We start from the raw sequence: 16715 nt of genomic DNA, 5'->3' as shown, positions 1-16715 counted from the left end.
GGCCATTATTTTCCTCCGGCAGTTCGTACCAAAAGCCAGCTATTCTGCTGTCAATGGGGCGTGCGACGCTCGTGCACCGGCACGAGGAACACTGGACAGTTCGTGTGGTGCACCACGCGGTCGGCCACACTGCCAACCACCAGACGGTCCATTCCACCCCTGCCATGGGTTGCCAGCATAATCAGATCGGCTCCTTCGGCCTCGGCGGTTTCCACGATAGTGGTCGCCGGCCGGGAACCTGTCACGATAGCCCGAACGTTGGCCCCATCTTGCCGCAGATTGTGCGCCACCGAATCCAGATAGCGCTGCGCGTTGACCTCTGCTATGTCACGCAGTTCCTTGACAGCATCGTAGTGAGCGCCATACATTTCCGGTTCAGGTACCTGTGGCACGGTCAGCAGAATAATTTCGCCGTCGATAGCATCGGCCAATGTTTTGGCATAGGGAAGCACGCGCTCAGAATAGCTGGAACCATCCAGGGTCACCAGGACCTCGTCCATTTCCAACGTGGTGGGAGGCATTTCGTCATCGGGCCGTAGCAGCATGATTGGTGCGGTAGCCAGTTGTACGACTGCATTGGCGACGCTTCCTATCAGGAAGCGATCCATGCCCGATCGTCCATGGGTACTCATGATCAACATGTCGGCATCGGTTTCGCGCGTTACTGTGTTGATGGCCTCTGCCACCGGTCCGACTGCCACATAGTACTCTGTCTCAATGCCGGCCGACTGCATCTTTCCAGCAACCTGGCTCAAGTAGGTTTCGCGCTCGGCCTGCCCCGACTCCATCTCACCGCCGGGTGAATTGGGCAGGACCCGCAGCAAGCCCTTGACCGGAATCACCGACACAAGAACCAGTGATGCACCGGTAACCTCACATACAGCCTGGGCCATGGGCAATGCGTATTCTCCAAACTCCGAGCCGTCCAGCGAAACCACTACCTTGTCGATCTCAGCCTTTTCTCCTCGCCAGCTACTTGCTGGAACGATAAGTTGGTCGGTACCGGTGATGGCCGCCTGCGCAGCGAGTGTGGAACCGAAATCTACCATTGCTGCGTCAGGCAGATCAGCTGACCCGGGCGGTATTCCCAAACCCCACATAGCCTGCTCGCGCTGTCCCAATTCCTCCATGAGGGGGCTTGGATCGCCCAGCTTGCGGCGGAAATAGGTGAAAAACAAGAATAGGCCAGCGATCATTGGAATATAGAGCCATGCACCTTCCGTGAAACGTTCAACGAAAATAATGGTAGTAGCACCCGTCGAAAGGACGGCGGCAAAAACGACCCCGATCAGCATTACTATTTGCTTGCCGCCCTGGCCTTCCCTGATAAACCGGATCAGGCGTTTGGCCGTAGCCCATCCTGTCATGCTCAACAGGATAAAAACGCCAGCGGCATAGATGGCCAAATAGGTCTCCTCGTTAGTTCCAGCAACCAGGAACATAAGCACCACGATCCCGACCTCGATCCAAACTGGCCAGTTGGCCACGCCAAATTGATTGCGTTGGCCGAGAATCGCCGGAACATAATGCCGGTCTTTCAGGCCCAGTGCCAAATTCTGAAGGCCCTGAGCACTGGCCGCCGAAGCTGAGAGCAGTACAAGGATTCCGACGACCGTACCGATCATCGGAAGCGGCGATGGAAGCAATGTATCCATCGTCTGGGTAAAGACAGACACCTTCTCCGCATGCTCAATGTCGGAAAGAGCGGCAATTGCAGGGCCAACGATCAACATGGTCAGCGAAGTGGTTCCCATAACAATGACCAAACTACCGAAGGCCTTACGCGATTTGGACTCGTCGTCACCCTCGTAGGCAGCCACCAGATTGGCGAACACCTCGATTCCGGTCATCAACGCCAAGATGCGGGCAAATCCGCCCAGGGTATACTGGAACAGGTACTCCGGTTTGAAAGCTTCGAGGTTTATGCCGGGGACCAAAGGGACTCCGTGAAGAATTCCATTTGGAGCATAGCGCTGCCAGATACTGGTCAGGATCATTATCCACAGCAACGCCAGCACTCCTGCTGTTGCAGGGCCGAAGACACGGGCAGCAACTTTTGGCCCTCGATTCACCAACCAGCCTGTGATGATACTGAGAATGATCGCAACGAAGGTGCGGTATTGGATGCCAAAAATATCTTGATTAAGGGCGGGAAGGCGATCAGCCATGAAGGTGACCATGGCCGCCATACTGACCAGGAAAGTCAACGTATATTCGATAAAGGTGATGCCTGCGTTAACCTTGACTGCCCAGGGGCCAAATTCCTCTTCACTCAGGCCGCTACCGCCGCTGCCATCCGTCACCCAGCGCATCACCAGGCGATACATAGCCGACACCGCTACCACCGTAAATACCACCAGCCAGATACTGGCACCAAAGGTGATCTTAGCCACGCCGGCAATGACGATAAGTTTCAGAAATGGTCCAAAAACGTAAAGGGGTGAGGTTGCGGGATCACCGCCGCCAGCCAATGCGCCCTCGAATGAATTAGAGAGCTTGCGGGATATTGGTGCCGCCATACGTATCCTTTCTTCCAATGCGCCGCAGAGCTAACGACTGAGGTGCTGGAACGTACTCCGAGATGCTCTGAAGCAGGTGAGTGTGCGGGACGTGAAGCATCGATTGTCCAATATTGAACAACGGGCCTATTATAGACGACATTTTATGCAGCGTCAATAAGATCAGTCGGTCAAACCGTTCAAATGGTTGAGCAAGCTTGTCATCATGCTTATCGGCTGCTACAATGAACTGATATGGACGATCAAATCCTTGAAACCCTGATTCGCTTGGTGACGGAGCATGGTCCCAGCGCCCTGTGGGCTGGGGCCCTGCAATGGATCGCGGAAACCTACGGCGCCCGTGGTGGACAGGTCCTGGTTGATCTCCAGAATCCCGAGCGCCATGAGACTGGATATCTGGACGAGGCCGCGCAAGAGGCGATCAAAAAATGGGAGTCAAAGCTTCTCGATGTCGTCGATTGGATGCCTTCGGGACGTGGTTCGCTGCGAAGCCTTCCACCCATAGCAAGTTCGGAGACCCACCCTGTATTGCCCCTATGCCATGTCCCGATCCGGCAGGGACACGAGCTTGTTGGCGGCCTGAGTCTTTTTTTTCCCCCGGAGTCCCTGTGTTCGCTATCGAAACTGCGATCGATCAACGCGCTGGTCCAGACGATCAGCAGGCTGAGCCTCCTTGCATCGGAACGTTACCAGATGCAACGCCGGCTGACCCAGCTGAACGTGCTCAATGAGGTCAGCCTGGCCATCTCCTCCTCTCTTGATATGGATGCGATTCTGGAAGGTACGACGGCTCTGGCCGTCAATGCGCTTGGGGCCACATCATCGTCAATGTTGCTGTTCGACAACGAAACGCAGGAACTGGAAATCGCCTATTCGTATGGCGAAAACACCGATCGACTTCAGCAACTCCGCGTGCCTGTCACTGAAGGTGTAGCGGGTTGGGTCGCGCGCAATGGGCAACCTGCCATCGTCAATAACGTTCGAGAGGACGGCAGGTTTTCCCCCCGTGTCGACGGATCCTCGGGCCAGGTCACCAGAAACATCATCTGCGTTCCTTTGATGGTCAAGGGACAGGCGCTTGGAGTCTTGGAGGTGCTGAACAAGGAAGATGACGAGGACTTCAGTGCGGAAGATCTGGACTGGTTGACCTTGTTGGCCGCCCAGGCTTCAATTGCGTTGGACAACGCTCGCCTCTATATCAGCTTACGAGAAGAGCGAGACCGGATACTTCGGACCGAGGAAGATGTGCGACACCGATTGGCTCGCAATCTGCACGACAGCGCTGCTCAGATTATGTCGGCGCTGATCATGAATCTTGAAGTCACCCGTCGCCTGGCCATCTCGGGCGATAAGAACCTGGAAGAGGAGTTCGATTATCTCAGAGATCTGGCTCAGCAGGCCAATAACCAAATCCGCCATTCCCTATTCGAACTTCGCCCATTGATCCTCGAAAGCAAGGGATTGCTGGCGGTTCTCCAAAGTCATGTCCAGCGGCAGCGCCAGCGGGGCCATGACATCAACCTTACGTCGGAGCCCCTGCCAACGTTCACCAACCGGGACAACGAGGCGATTGTCTACCTGATCATGATGGGAGCGCTGAGCAACATCATGCGTCATGCCAACGCCAGCCAGATATGGCTGCGTTTGTGGGTACGGGAACCCATGTTGATCGTCGAGATAGAAGACAACGGTGGTGGCTTCGATACCGGCACGACCGACAGAACCCATCGAGACCGGGGAAAATTCGGCCTGCTCAACATGAGAGAACGAGCCGAGAAAATCCAGGCCGTTTTGACCATCACATCACCGCGACCCGGGCAAGAGAATGGTACCATGGTCCTTTTGGCCGTTCCCCTGGAAGAGCTGAGTTAAACAAACGGCTCCGTTGCGCAAGAATCCGCAACGGAGCCGTGATTGCCCATTTTGAGGTTAGTGCTGGTTGAAAGCCTATTTGCCTTCTTCCTTTTCCTTCCTTGTTTCCTCAATGATCTCCTGAGCGATATTGTTGGGAACGATCGCGTAGTGGGAGGTCTCCAGCGTGTATACCCCTCGTCCCTGAGTCAGGGAGCGAAGCTCTGTGGCATAGCGTTGCATCTCGGCCAGAGGCACCTGAGCCTGGATCACACTCTTGCCACGTTCCTGGCCCATGCCCTGAACCAGAGCTCGACGCGTGTTCAAGTCACCGATAATGTCGCCCACGTACTCATCTGGTACGGTCACAGCGACGTCGACGATGGGCTCCAGCAAAACCGGACCCGCCTCGGAAAAGGCTCCTCGGAACACCTCGCGACCGGCAATCTGAAATGCGATATCCTTGGAGTCGACCGGATGCATTTTGCCATCGTAGACCTCACAGCGCACATCGACCACGGGATAGCCCGCAATTACGCCATTTTCCAGAACAGACCGGATTCCCTTTTCGATGGAGGGGAAAAAGGAGTTACTGATCGAACCTCCGAAGACACGTTTCGTATCATATTCGAAGCCGACACCCCGGTCCAATGGCTTGACTTCCATATGAACTTCGGCAAACTGTCCTGCGCCGCCAGTCTGCTTCTTGTGGCGGTATGAATCCTGTGCAGATCGGGTAACCGTTTCGTGATAGGGTACCTTGGGCACGCTTGTAATCACACTTACGCCGAACTTCTCTTCCAGGTTCCGTACGGCAACATCAATGTGAGTATCGCCCATACCGGAGAGAATGGTCTGGCGGGTACCGGTTTCGTAGCGCCAACGGAGTGTAGGATCCTGTTCCCGAAGGCGAGTCAAGGCAGGACCCATCTTGGCCGAGTCTTGCTGGGTTACAGGATGAATGGCCACTTCGTAGAGCGGGCTCGGATACTCCGGTCCCACCACAAATATCTCCTCATCCCGCACAGCCAGGGTATCACCGGTGATCGTCTCGCTCAGTTTGGCGACCGCTGCGATATCTCCAAGAGAGGCACCGTCGATATTGATGAGCTCCTTACCCTGAACGACATAAAACTGGCCGAGGCGTTCTTCGGATTCTGTCCTTGTATTGAAAAGTCGGCTGAACTCAGAATCCAGCTTTCCACCTACTACCTTGAAGTAGGTCACCTTACCAACGTAAGGGTCGGCTACCGTCTTGAAGGCAAAGAGGATCGGGGAACGCGAAGGATCAGGGGCCAGCAGGCTTTCCTCGCCACCAGAGTCCTTTACGGCCACTCCATCGCCACCGGTGAAGGTGGGTACCAATGTCGTGAGGGACTGTAGGAAGCCCTGAATACCGATATTATGGGTAGCAGAGCCAAAACATACTGGGACAATGTCACCACTACGTATGCCAGCCTCAAGGCCCTGCATGATCTCGGAAGGTTCCAGATCTTCGCCTTCCAGGTACTTCATAATCAGATCATCATCGCCTTCGGCAGCTGCCTCCATCAAGTTGGTGTGAGCCTCGGCGACCTCGTCTGCCAGATCCGCGGGCACGTCACCCTCGGTGCCATCCTCGCCCAAATACGATTTCCTGGAAATCAGATCGACAACCCCACTGAAGGATGTCTCACTGCCGATAGGGATCTGCACTGGCACGAAGTTAGCGCCAAATACCTCGCGCAGGTTCTGCAGCACACGCTGATAATCGGCGTTTTCCCGGTCCATCTTGTTGACAAAGATGATATGGGGAACGGAAACCTCATCGGTCACCTGCCAGGCAAGTTCGGTACCAACCTCGACCCCTGACACAGCATCAACGACGACCACGGCGGCATCGGCCGCCGAACAGGCACTATAGACATCCCCCACGAAGTCCATGTAGCCTGGCGCGTCCAAGACGTTGACCTTGTAGTCTTTCCACTCCACCGGAACGATGGCCATGCTAATTGAGATGCCCCGCCGTCGTTCCTCGGAATCGTAGTCGGAAACGGTGTTGCCATCCTCGACGCGCCCCATGCGCGTAAGGCCACCGGCGTCGAACAACATGGCTTCCGAGAGCGATGTCTTGCCAGAACCGCTGTGTCCGACCAGAGCTATACTGCGAACATGGTCGGAATCATACTTCTTCATAAACGGTCGATCCTCCTGACTAAGTCATTTTGGCCTTATATCTAGCTGCCAGCCTTGCAAGCAATCATCGGTTCGCGCTGCTCGACCAGGGTAGTCGAAAACTTTGATCGCGATATCCGCAAATCACCGGCCCTGGGCAAACAAATTCCGCCGCCAGCGTCACCTCAGGGCGAACTGCCGGCGGCTTATGTTTTATTCTAACCGATATACCATTAGCTGTCAAAAGACGTCAAGCCTGGCGACGACTCATTTCGCTATCCCCGCATCGTAAGAGCGAACAACAGTCAGATCCTGATCCACCAACGCCAACGCGCGCCGTTCAGCCTCCCACAGGATCCGATCCTCATCCATCGTGAGCAGGTTGCGGTCTTTCATCAACCATTGCCCCGCCACCATGACGTGGCTGATATCGTTTCCCTGAGCCGCATGTAATAGATTGGCCATCAGATCATGCCGGGGACGCCAGTGAGGTTGGTCGCAGTCAACCAGGATCAGATCGGCCGCCATGCCAGGGGCAACAACGCCACTATCAGGCCAACCGAGCGCTCGAGCGCCGTTTTGCGTCGCCATGCGCAGCGGCAGATCGCCCGGCATGATTTCGGGATCTGCGTGCTCATGCTTCTGAATCAAGGCTGAAAGACGGGCCTCCTTCAGCATGTTGAGATCGTTGCTACTGGCCGTACCGTCCGTTCCCAATGCGACATTGACACCCAGGCTTAACAATTCAGGTACCGGCGTTACCCCCATCCCCAGTTTCATATGGCAGTTGGGGCATTGAACGACGGTCACGTCATGGCGGGCAAGGATCTCCTTATCCACCTCGTTGAGGTAGATGCAGTGGGCGGCGATGGCAGGCACGTCGAACACGCCATTGGCCTCCAGTACTTCCACGGGAGTGCGGTCATGGCTTGCCAACGAATTGGCGACCTGCTCTCGGGACTCGGCCAGATGAATGTGGATACCAGTGTCGATACGGGCCGCGACGGCAGCCGTCCGAGCCAGGAAATAGGGAGAACACATATAGGGCGAATGGGGGCCCAGAACCGTGTGGATGCGATCGTTGGCAGCCCCTTGCCACCGTTGAACAAAGTCGACTGTTCCCGCCAGGTCGATACCGATGGTGTCTTCTTCCCCAAACACACACCAGGCCAACATTGCCCGCAATCCTGTTTGTTCGACAACTTCCGCGACGCGGTCCATATAAAAGTAATGATCGGCAAAGCCGATCGTACCAGCACGGATCATCTCGGCGGCCGCCAGCATCGCGCCCCAATAGACATCATCCTCGCTGAGCTGGGATTCAACGACCCATACCCGCTCATTGAACCATCGATCCAAAGGAAGATCTTCAGCCCAACCCCGTTCGAAGGTCATGGGCGCGTGGGTGTGAGCATTTACAAAGCCAGGCATCAGAACCTTGTTGCTGGCGTCGAGCATCTCATCGGCATCGAAACCTGAAGGAACCTCCCCGACCGCGACGATCCGATCACCCTCCACGGCAACCGAAGTGTCTCGAAGGACCCTGCCGGGCTCGTCGAGAGTAATCACATCTGCATGTTCAATCAACACCCTTGCCACTGCCCTCTTCCTCTCCGTTTCACTCAGCTATGTGATGGGGTGATCATCCCGCTCTGCCAGGGCCTCTCGTAGAGCCCTCAGTTCCGTCTCCAGAGCCAACAAGCGATCCTCGATCGATTCCAGTTTTTTGACCACAACTGATTCGTCAGGCGCAGGTGGTGGCGAAATATCACCCCTTGAGTCACCGGCCACAGCACGTTGAAAGACCAGGGACCAGCTTACATGCCGGTTCCAGGGCAACCCCATGCCGTAAAACACGTCAGACTTGCCATCGACCTTGGCCCAATAGGGACCATATTCCTCCTTATTGGGATCATAGTTGGCGTAGATTCCCCAGTTGGCCAGATGAGCACCAAAGATCTTTTCGGATACATGCTCGTCCTCGTCCGGCCACTTCTTCCACGGCCAGCCGTGGACTACCGTCGTGCCATCCAGGCGATTGCTGTTCTCATCCACCACATCCACGTAAAGCGAATGCTGGCCCCGCGCATCGATCTCGTTGATAAAGTTGGCCGAGATCAATTGGAAATATTGTTCTCCATCTTCAAGATTATACGCCTCGCTGGCCGGTAACACGCCACATTTCACGGCACTGATTTGACCGCCGTCAACACGGAGTTCGTTGAGGTTTTCGTCCCAGTTTATCGCCATAGCCTCTTCTCCAGAGTTTCAGTAGCTGTTTGAAAAGGGGTCGAAGGTCTCCCCTGGCCGCTCGAAAGCTGAGATTCAGGCCTGGAAACCCGCCTGATGCAGCGAGGCACACTTTGAAGACCCAACAAGCCCATGGACTAGACTGTTCAAACAGTCCCGCAAAGTCGCACGCATGCCAGCGACCCCTTTTCCTGTTAGCGGGTAGACCCTACGCGGGAACCGCATCGATCTCTGCCGTCTCGGACACACCGTCCGCCGGGTCACGCCCGTTTTCACTAGGACTATCCCCAGGCGGTTCCAGCGCCGCTTCCAAAACATCGTCGACCCACTCCGCAAAGATGAAGGTCATATCCTCCCGAACACGTTCGGGAACGTCGTCCAGGTCCTTCTCATTGCGGACAGGCAGGATTACCGTACCGAGGCCTGCCCGTCGGGCGGCCAGCACCTTCTCCTTGACTCCACCAACGGGCAACACTTTTCCACGCAAGGTGATTTCACCAGTCATTCCCACATTGGCCTTCACCGAACGTCCCGTTAACAGGGATACCAGCGCAGTTGCCATCGCCACCCCGGCACTGGGACCATCCTTGGGCACAGCACCGGCCGGCACATGCAGATGGATATCCGAGTTCTCAAAGAAGTCGGGATCAATACCCCATTTGTCTGCGTTGGCCCGTACCCAGCTCATGGCAGCGCGAGCGCTTTCCTTCATGACGTCGCCCAACTGGCCTGTCACGGAGAAGTCCTTTTTCCCTGGCATGCGCGTCGCCTCCAGGAAAAGGATGTCTCCGCCGGTCATGGTCCACGCCAACCCTGTGGCTACCCCCGGGATCTCGGTACGATCGGCAACCTCATCGAAGAACTTGGGCTTTTTCAGATAATCCACCAACACGTCAGGCGTGATTACATACAGCGCTTCGGATCCGTTCTCAGCAACCTTGGTCGCTACCTTGCGGCAGATCGTGCCGATGGTGCGCTCCAGACCTCGCACACCAGCCTCCCTCGTGTAATCGCGAACAATGCGACGCAGTGTCTCCTCCTGAAACTCGATCTCATCAGGTCGCAGGGCATTCTCACGGATCTGGCGTGGCACCAGGAAACCCTGAGCGATCTTGACCTTGTCGTCGGTGGTATAGCTATGGAGCTCAATGATCTCCATGCGGTCGAGCAAGGGGCCAGGGATCGTATCAAGCATATTGGCAGTGGTGATAAACATGACATGGCTCAGATCAAAGGGAACATCCAGATAATGATCGCGGAATTCCCGATTCTGCTCGGGGTCGAGCACCTCCAGCAAAGCGGAACTTGGATCGCCCCGGAAATCCCTGCCCAGTTTGTCAACTTCATCAAGCATGAAAACCGGGTTCTTGGATTCCACGCGACGCAAACTCTGGATTACTCGACCTGGCATGGATCCGATATACGTGCGGCGAAAGCCGCGAATCTCCGCCTCATCGCGAATGCCGCCCAGAGCAAGTCGCACGAATTTCCGTCCCATGGCCCGGGCGATGCTAAGGCCGAGTGATGTCTTCCCGACACCAGGAGGCCCGACGAAACAGAGGATCACTCCCTCGCGTTCCCGTCGAATCATATCAGCCTCAGTGAGCTCATCGGTATCCTCGCTCTTGCGGTCCAGCTTGAGCTTTCGGACTGCCAGATATTCCAGGATCCGATCCTTGATTTCGTCAAGCCCATAGTGATCCTCATCGAGGACCTGGCGAGCATGAGCGATGTCAAGGTTGTCTTCAGAACTCTGCTGCCAGGGCAGACTCACCATCCAGTCCAAATAGGTTTTGATCACACTATACTCGGCGGCCTGGACCGGCATCTTGCGCATGCGATCCAGCTCACGGCGCGCCTCTTTCTCAGCCTCCTCGGACATGCCCGCTTGCGAAATGCGTTCCTCCAACTCCTGGATCTCAGTTTCCTGATCATCGCCCTCGCCGAGTTCCTTCTGGATAGCCTTGAGCTGCTCCCGCAGGTAGAAATCCCGCTGCATCTTCTCCATCTCGCCCACGGCCTCCGACTGGATTTGTCGACCCAGTTCCAATACCTCCAGTTCCTTGGTCAGGTAGGCAGTCAGCTTGTGCAGTTTTTCGGTAACACTGTCCAGCTCAAGCAATTCCTGAGCTGTCTCGATCTCCAGCCGGAGACTTGATGCGATAAGATAAACCAGCTGGCGCGCGTCTTCGACGTTCATTGCCGCCATCTCCAGTTCTTCTGGCAGATGGGGGACAAGGGATATCAACTGGCGGAACTGTTCCTGCGCATTTCGAGAGAGCGCCTCCAACTCAACGGTTTCCTCCATAAGGTCAGGAATCTCCGTGACCCGGGCACGCAGGTAGGGATCGATCTGGACATATTCCTCGATCTTGATACGCTCCAGCCCCTGGACAATGAGACGGATAGTGCCATCCGGCGCACGCAGCATCCTATGCACTACCGCCATGGTACCAATTTCATATATTTCATCAGGTAATGGCTCTTCGTTTTCGGGGTCTTTGCTGGTCACGAGTCCGATGATCCGAGGCTCCGATTCTCCCAACGCCTCATCGATGAGCCGGACCGACCTTGCCTGCCCTACCGTCAGAGGTAGCCACATCATGGGAAATACCACTACCCCCCGCAGGGGCAAAATGGGCAGTTCCTGATTCTCATATTCGATGTCCGCCACGTCGATGTCCTGTGGTAACTCATCCATATCGAATTCTTGATCCTCAAACATACTCTCTTCGTTTTCCTTACTTCGTCCGAATAATGCCACGCGATTATCTCCGCATTCAGCCTGAAATCTCGATCTTCAACAGGTACACTTCCCGTTGTTGGAAGTTCTACGCGCTGTCCTCTGAATCAACAGTGTCGACCGGTACCTGACGCGGTTTCGGTTTTTGCAGTGTAATGACCAGAAAGCCATCGGCGTAAACAGCTTCGGCCTCTTCGGCCTTCGTGACCGCTCCAGGCAGTTCTACCCGGGCAAGAAACGTGCCAAATGGAATCTCAAGGCGATAATAAGTCACCTTGCCCGCCAACGGCTCGGGTGATTGGCGCCGGCCTACGACCGTGAGCACACGATCCTGCTCCGAAAGGGTCACTTCGTACTCGCCCTCCAGCAACCCGGCGACCTCAACAACCACAACGACCAAGTCATCGGTTTCATAGACGTCGGTCGGGGGTTGGAAATGCGTGCCTCCGGAAGCCCACTGACCTTCCCGGGCAAGCCGGAGTCGTCCAATTCCCATATGCTGATAAAGTATTCGTTCACTCATCCGAATTATCTCCGCACTCAAATTGACCTTTCAGCCTGATGATCCTGTCGCATTATACCACAACTGGGGATCCCCTGAAGATGATTATCCATCCAGTTGACAGAATCTAACAAAAGTCTAATAGTAGCGTCCAGCCCCGGTAGAACTTGGTAAACCATCTAACCTGTCGTACAATGCCGTTGGCATTTGCTTTTCTCCCTTTACTCGTAGCAGCATTTTAGGAGGGTTACGACCATGATACGCACATTCGATCTGGACAACTTCCTGACAACTTTGGCATCGGGTAGCCCAACCCCGGGAGGAGGCAGCGCCTCGGCGTTGGCTGGAGCCCTTGGTGCCTCGCTGGCGGCCATGGTCGGCCGGCTGACAGTAGGCCGCAAAAGATATGCCTCTGTGGAAGCTGAAATGACGGCGGTTGTCGCCCAGGCTGACGCGCTGCGAAGTCACCTGACGCAGCTTGCCGATGACGATGCAGCCGCCTACAGCCAGGTAAGCGCCGCCTATCGACTGCCAAAATCGTCCGACCAGGAAATCAGTATTCGCGATGAGGCCATCCAGGATGCTCTCAAAGAGGCCAGCCTGACACCTCTTCAGACCATGGAGGCTTGTGTCGAGACCCTGGAACTACTGCTAAAGGTCTCGATATCGGGAAACGTCAACGCCCTCACCGACGCCTCCGTGGGGGCCTTGATCGCCCGCGCGGGCCTGGCAGGCGCGTCCCTGAATGTGATGGTTAATCTGGCCGACATTGAAGATGAGCAGTTTGTCCGAAAGTGCCAGACCAGGGCTGATGAGCTCCAGGAACAAGGCGCATCGCTGGAGGAATCGGTGACGCGCATCGCCCGTGAGCGTGCCTAAAACCGAGCTCAGTAAGCCCGCTTTGCTTTTCTCCACCCCTCACCAATGACCCAAAATCGTCGCTGGCAACGCCACCTGATTATCCTGGCCCTCTACCTGGGCGTCACCCTGATCATGACCTGGCCGTTGGCCAAACATCTGGGTAACGCCATTCCGGGCGATGGATTCGACGGATGGCAGAACGTCTGGAATCTCTGGTGGATGCGATCAGCCTGGCTCGAGAACCAGAGCTCCGCCTACTTTTCCGACATTCTCCATGTTCCGACAGGCGTTGACCTGCGCTACCAGACCATGGCGCCCTTCAACGGGCTCATGTTCCTGAACATCCAAACAGCGTTTGGTCTCCTTCAAGCGTACAACGCAGCGGTCCTTTTCAGCTTTATCTTCGGTGCCTACGGCGCCTATCTACTGGCTCTGTACGTGATCGGGCGATGGCGAATCGACGGTGATGGCCGGGATATATCGTCTGGCAGTCAATCCATCATACAAGTTGGCGCTTTTCTTGCGGGACTGGTCTTTGCCTTCTCTCCCTACCACTTCGCACACCTGCTGGGCCACCTCCAGCTGATCGTCCTTCAATGGATTCCCTTTTTCATTCTAACCTTGCTGCGCGGCCTCGACCGTTCAGAGCAACGGGCCGTAGCGGGTGGCAGATTTGGTTATGTTCTGCGCCCGGCGGACGCATCGTCAAGAAAGCCGAACCTGCTCTGGCGGCCCTGGCTGGCCGATACCCTCAAGGCAGGTTTGTTCCTGATGTTTGTGGGGTTATGCGACTGGTACTATGCAATGTACTGCATCTTCTTCACGGCCCTGGTGCTCCTGGTCCGCCTTGTCCAGCGCCGTCTGACCTGGCAGGGACTGGGCATGGTCATTGCGGCCGGCGTGTTTTTTGGAGTTACACTCTCGCCCCTGCTGCTGCCCATGGTTTTTGGAGTCAATCAAGGCGAAAACACCTTTCTCGTGAGGGATTTCGGCGAGACCCTCACCCTCTCGGCCGATCTCCTGGCTTTCGTAACGCCCCAGGTGTTCCATCCTCTCTGGGGTCAATGGGCCCTTGCCCGCAGCGCCGCATTTACTTCGACGCCAAGTGAGTTTTCGGTCTTTGCCGGATTCACCGTGCTTTTCCTGGCAGGCATAGCCTTATTGACTATACGAAAACCAACAAAGGAACGCCGGGCTATCACAACCATCCTTCCCCTGGGGCCTGGATTCTGGATCCTGGCGGCACTGGTTTTTGCCCTGTTGGCCCAGGGGCCGGTGCTCCATGTCAATGGGCGCACCGACCTGCTGCCGGATGGCGGCGAGATTCCCCTGCCCTATGCCTTGCTGTACAATGTGGTTCCCTTCATCAAACTCAGCCGGTCAGTCAGCCGCATGGATGTCATCGTCATGCTTTGTCTTGGCATCGCCGCTGCCTTTGGCCTTGTCGGGCTGACAGATTGGCTATCAACAAAACTTCCGCGGTCGCCAGGAAAACTCATAGCACCTGCTGTTTCGGCCATTGCACTGCTGCTGATCCTCTTCGAGTTCCTGCCGGTCCCCTACCCGCTAAGTGCGCCGGATACCCCCGACTGGTATCAAACGTTATCCGACGACCCATCGAACCTGGCGGTCTTGAATCTGCCCGCTAACTGGGAACGACCAGGCTATCTCCTATTCCAGACAGTGCACGGAAAGCCAATCATCAATGGCTACATCACACGTGACGATCCGCAAACGCTGCGCGAACGTGCTCCTGTATTAAATCAATTCAGGTTTCTGGGCGAAGATATCCATACCGGCAGCTTTGATCTGGGCGAGCAAGGCATGCAGGTGCTGAACGATCTGCTGGGCGTCGGCTGGGTTGTACTGGATCGTTATAAGATGCCTGGCGGCCCCGAAAGAGAGATCACCGAGGCCATGGCACGGGAGATCTTCGAGCCCTACGGGGCAAACCCCGATTACGAGGATGACCGCTTAACCGTATTCCGCGTGGCCGAACCGGCGGTGCGCAAGCCATACATGATCCTCGATCCAGGTTGGGCACCCCGGCAGGTCGACAGTGCTGGTTTATTTTGGCGGGAATTATCACCGGAAAACCCGTCGAGCCTGGAACTGGTGCTGCCCCAGGCGCAACCCTTGATGATTGAACTTAGCGCTGAGCTTCCGGCCAGTGGCACACTGCGTTTGCTGACAGAAGATGGCAGCGAGTTTATGACCTGGCAAAGTCAAACAACAAGTACCTTCCGATCTGATGCGATTCTCTTTCCAGAGGGAAACACTCGAATCGCGCTCCAGTACGAGGGTCCGCCCGGCAGTAGGGCCACCATCTATGCCATCAAGGTCGTGCCCGGTTGACATTATGGTTGTTGGTTATAGAGATGTGGTATGGCGTCAAGGAAGCTTCGCACAACCTGGGCTCCGCTGCATATTCGGAATTGCTGCCCACTCTCTCCGTTCGGTTTGACAACAGTCATTTTTGAGTGTACTATTCGCATCGCATCAACAACCCCCAAAGGCATCGTGCCCGACTTAAGGAGTAAAAAATGAGACGTGTTTTTCTGCCCCTATTTTTGATTCTGATTCTCGTCTTCGTTGCCGCCTGCGGCGGCGGCGACCAGTCCGCCCCTGAAGACACAGCTGTGATAGATCAGGACGCCGGTTCCTCGGAAGTTGTGGAGCCAGAAGACGCCGAGGAAACCGTAGCACCGCCGCCAGCGCCTGCTGCGGAAGAACCGACCGCGACACCCGTCCCTCCAACAGCGACGCCCGAACCAGTCCAGGAGGAAGCTCAGGAAGATGAGGCTGTGATCACCGCGGAACAGCTTGCCTCGCTGGATGACCTGGACAGCTATCGCAGTACCACCATGGTGGTAACCAAGTCCACCGGCGATGATGAGTTGGCCGGCGAGAGTCGCGTGGAAATCACGTCCGAATACACCCGGGATCCCATGGCTCGGTACATGACGATGAGCTACGAAGATCTGGGCGCTGACGCTGATGCCAGTTTGGACGAGGAGACCATTGAATTCTACCAGATAGGCGACGAGTTCATCGGAAACCTGTCTGGCGAAGGATGGATCCGCATCGGTGGCGCTAACACCCCCTTCGGTGATCCGAATAGTGCCTTTCTCACCAACTCCGGGGTGCTCTTCTCCAACCTGGAAGATCTGCACCGCATCCGTCCCGACGAAAAAATCAACGGGATGGCCAGCCGCCACTATGCCTTCAACGAAAACAGCATGGCACTCTGGCTGGGCACCGACACCAGCAAGGTCGATGCTGAGGGCGAAGTCTGGATCGCCAAGGATGGCGATTTTGTCACCAAGTATGTACTCGATGTGGTGGTTAAGGAAGGGGGCGGCGGTCCCCTGACCATCGGACTTGGAGAAGGTTCCATGCACATGGAGTTCGAGCTGTCCGACGTTAACAGCGACCTGGTGATTGAAATCCCGGATGAGGCAACGCAGGGAACGGAACTGGCAGGCTTTGAAGATGAGGGCTTTCCCACCCCGGATGGCGCCACCGTCATGATGGCAAGCGCCGAATTCCTCACGATGGCAAGCGATTTGTCAGTGGAAGACGTTCTGGTCTTTTACGAAGAGGTGCTAGCGGACCTGGGTTGGACCAAGAACGAGGACTCCTCGATGTCCATGGGTGGCTTCACGAGCCTGGAGTTTACAAAAGATGGCCAGTCTTTAGCGGTACTCATCACGGAAGACGACAACACCGGTCAAACCCAGATCATGGCCACCACCGAGTAATCGACAACGGAGCTTACTTCCCGCAACAGCCATCGGTCTCAACCGCTGGTTGCTGAGATATCAACAGAACCTGC

Annotated in this window: 10 protein-coding genes; 4 read left to right on the top strand and 6 right to left on the bottom strand. The window is 55.9% G+C overall.

What is annotated here, in order from left to right; all coding sequences use genetic code 11:
- Positions 1–50 precede the first annotated feature (50 nt).
- Positions 51–2519: a universal stress protein gene (locus tag U9R25_19265; GenBank protein ID MEA3338035.1), complete on the bottom strand. Its 2469-nt coding sequence runs from the start codon at positions 2517–2519 to the stop codon at positions 51–53.
- A gap of 234 nt (positions 2520–2753) precedes the next feature.
- Between U9R25_19265 and U9R25_19260 the strand changes: the two genes are divergently transcribed.
- Entirely contained in the window at positions 2754–4391 is a 1638-nt protein-coding gene (locus tag U9R25_19260) for a GAF domain-containing protein (protein MEA3338034.1), read from the top strand.
- 75 nt (positions 4392–4466) lie between these two features.
- Here U9R25_19260 and fusA read toward each other — a convergent pair whose 3' ends face one another.
- From fusA to U9R25_19235, 5 genes are all read right to left on the bottom strand, one after another.
- Positions 4467–6545: an elongation factor G gene (gene fusA / locus U9R25_19255; protein MEA3338033.1), complete on the bottom strand. Its 2079-nt coding sequence runs from the start codon at positions 6543–6545 to the stop codon at positions 4467–4469.
- Positions 6546–6791: 246 nt separating this feature from the next.
- Complete coding sequence (locus U9R25_19250; GenBank protein MEA3338032.1) at positions 6792–8123, bottom strand: amidohydrolase; 1332 nt, start codon at positions 8121–8123, stop codon at positions 6792–6794.
- Between the two features lie 27 nt (positions 8124–8150).
- The gene (locus tag U9R25_19245; protein MEA3338031.1) at positions 8151–8774 is read right to left on the bottom strand and encodes a hypothetical protein; all 624 of its coding nucleotides are present in this window, start codon (positions 8772–8774) and stop codon (positions 8151–8153) included.
- Between the two features lie 208 nt (positions 8775–8982).
- Positions 8983–11499 carry an endopeptidase La gene (gene lon, locus U9R25_19240; protein ID MEA3338030.1) on the bottom strand — a complete coding sequence of 839 codons (2517 nt, stop codon included), beginning with the start codon at positions 11497–11499 and terminating at the stop codon, positions 8983–8985.
- 106 nt (positions 11500–11605) lie between these two features.
- The gene (locus tag U9R25_19235; GenBank protein ID MEA3338029.1) at positions 11606–12040 is read right to left on the bottom strand and encodes an Hsp20 family protein; all 435 of its coding nucleotides are present in this window, start codon (positions 12038–12040) and stop codon (positions 11606–11608) included.
- Positions 12041–12274: 234 nt separating this feature from the next.
- Here U9R25_19235 and U9R25_19230 point away from each other — a divergent pair, with 234 nt between their 5' ends.
- The 3 genes from U9R25_19230 to U9R25_19220 all read left to right on the top strand — a co-directional run bounded on the left by U9R25_19230 (position 12275) and on the right by U9R25_19220 (position 16641).
- The gene (locus U9R25_19230; GenBank protein ID MEA3338028.1) at positions 12275–12898 is read left to right on the top strand and encodes a cyclodeaminase/cyclohydrolase family protein; all 624 of its coding nucleotides are present in this window, start codon (positions 12275–12277) and stop codon (positions 12896–12898) included.
- Positions 12899–12943: 45 nt separating this feature from the next.
- Positions 12944–15235, top strand: a complete 2292-nt coding sequence (locus tag U9R25_19225; GenBank protein MEA3338027.1) for a hypothetical protein — start codon at positions 12944–12946, stop codon at positions 15233–15235.
- Between the two features lie 188 nt (positions 15236–15423).
- Positions 15424–16641, top strand: coding sequence for a hypothetical protein (locus U9R25_19220; GenBank protein MEA3338026.1), 1218 nt, complete (start codon positions 15424–15426; stop codon positions 16639–16641).
- The last annotated feature ends 74 nt before the right edge of the window (positions 16642–16715 follow it).

This window comes from Chloroflexota bacterium, assembly GCA_034717495.1.
Taxonomy (GTDB): domain Bacteria; phylum Chloroflexota; class Anaerolineae; order JAAEKA01; family JAAEKA01; genus JAYELL01.
The sequence above is the reverse complement of the archived record's forward strand: the minus strand, read 5'-3'. Positions and strand labels throughout refer to the sequence as shown.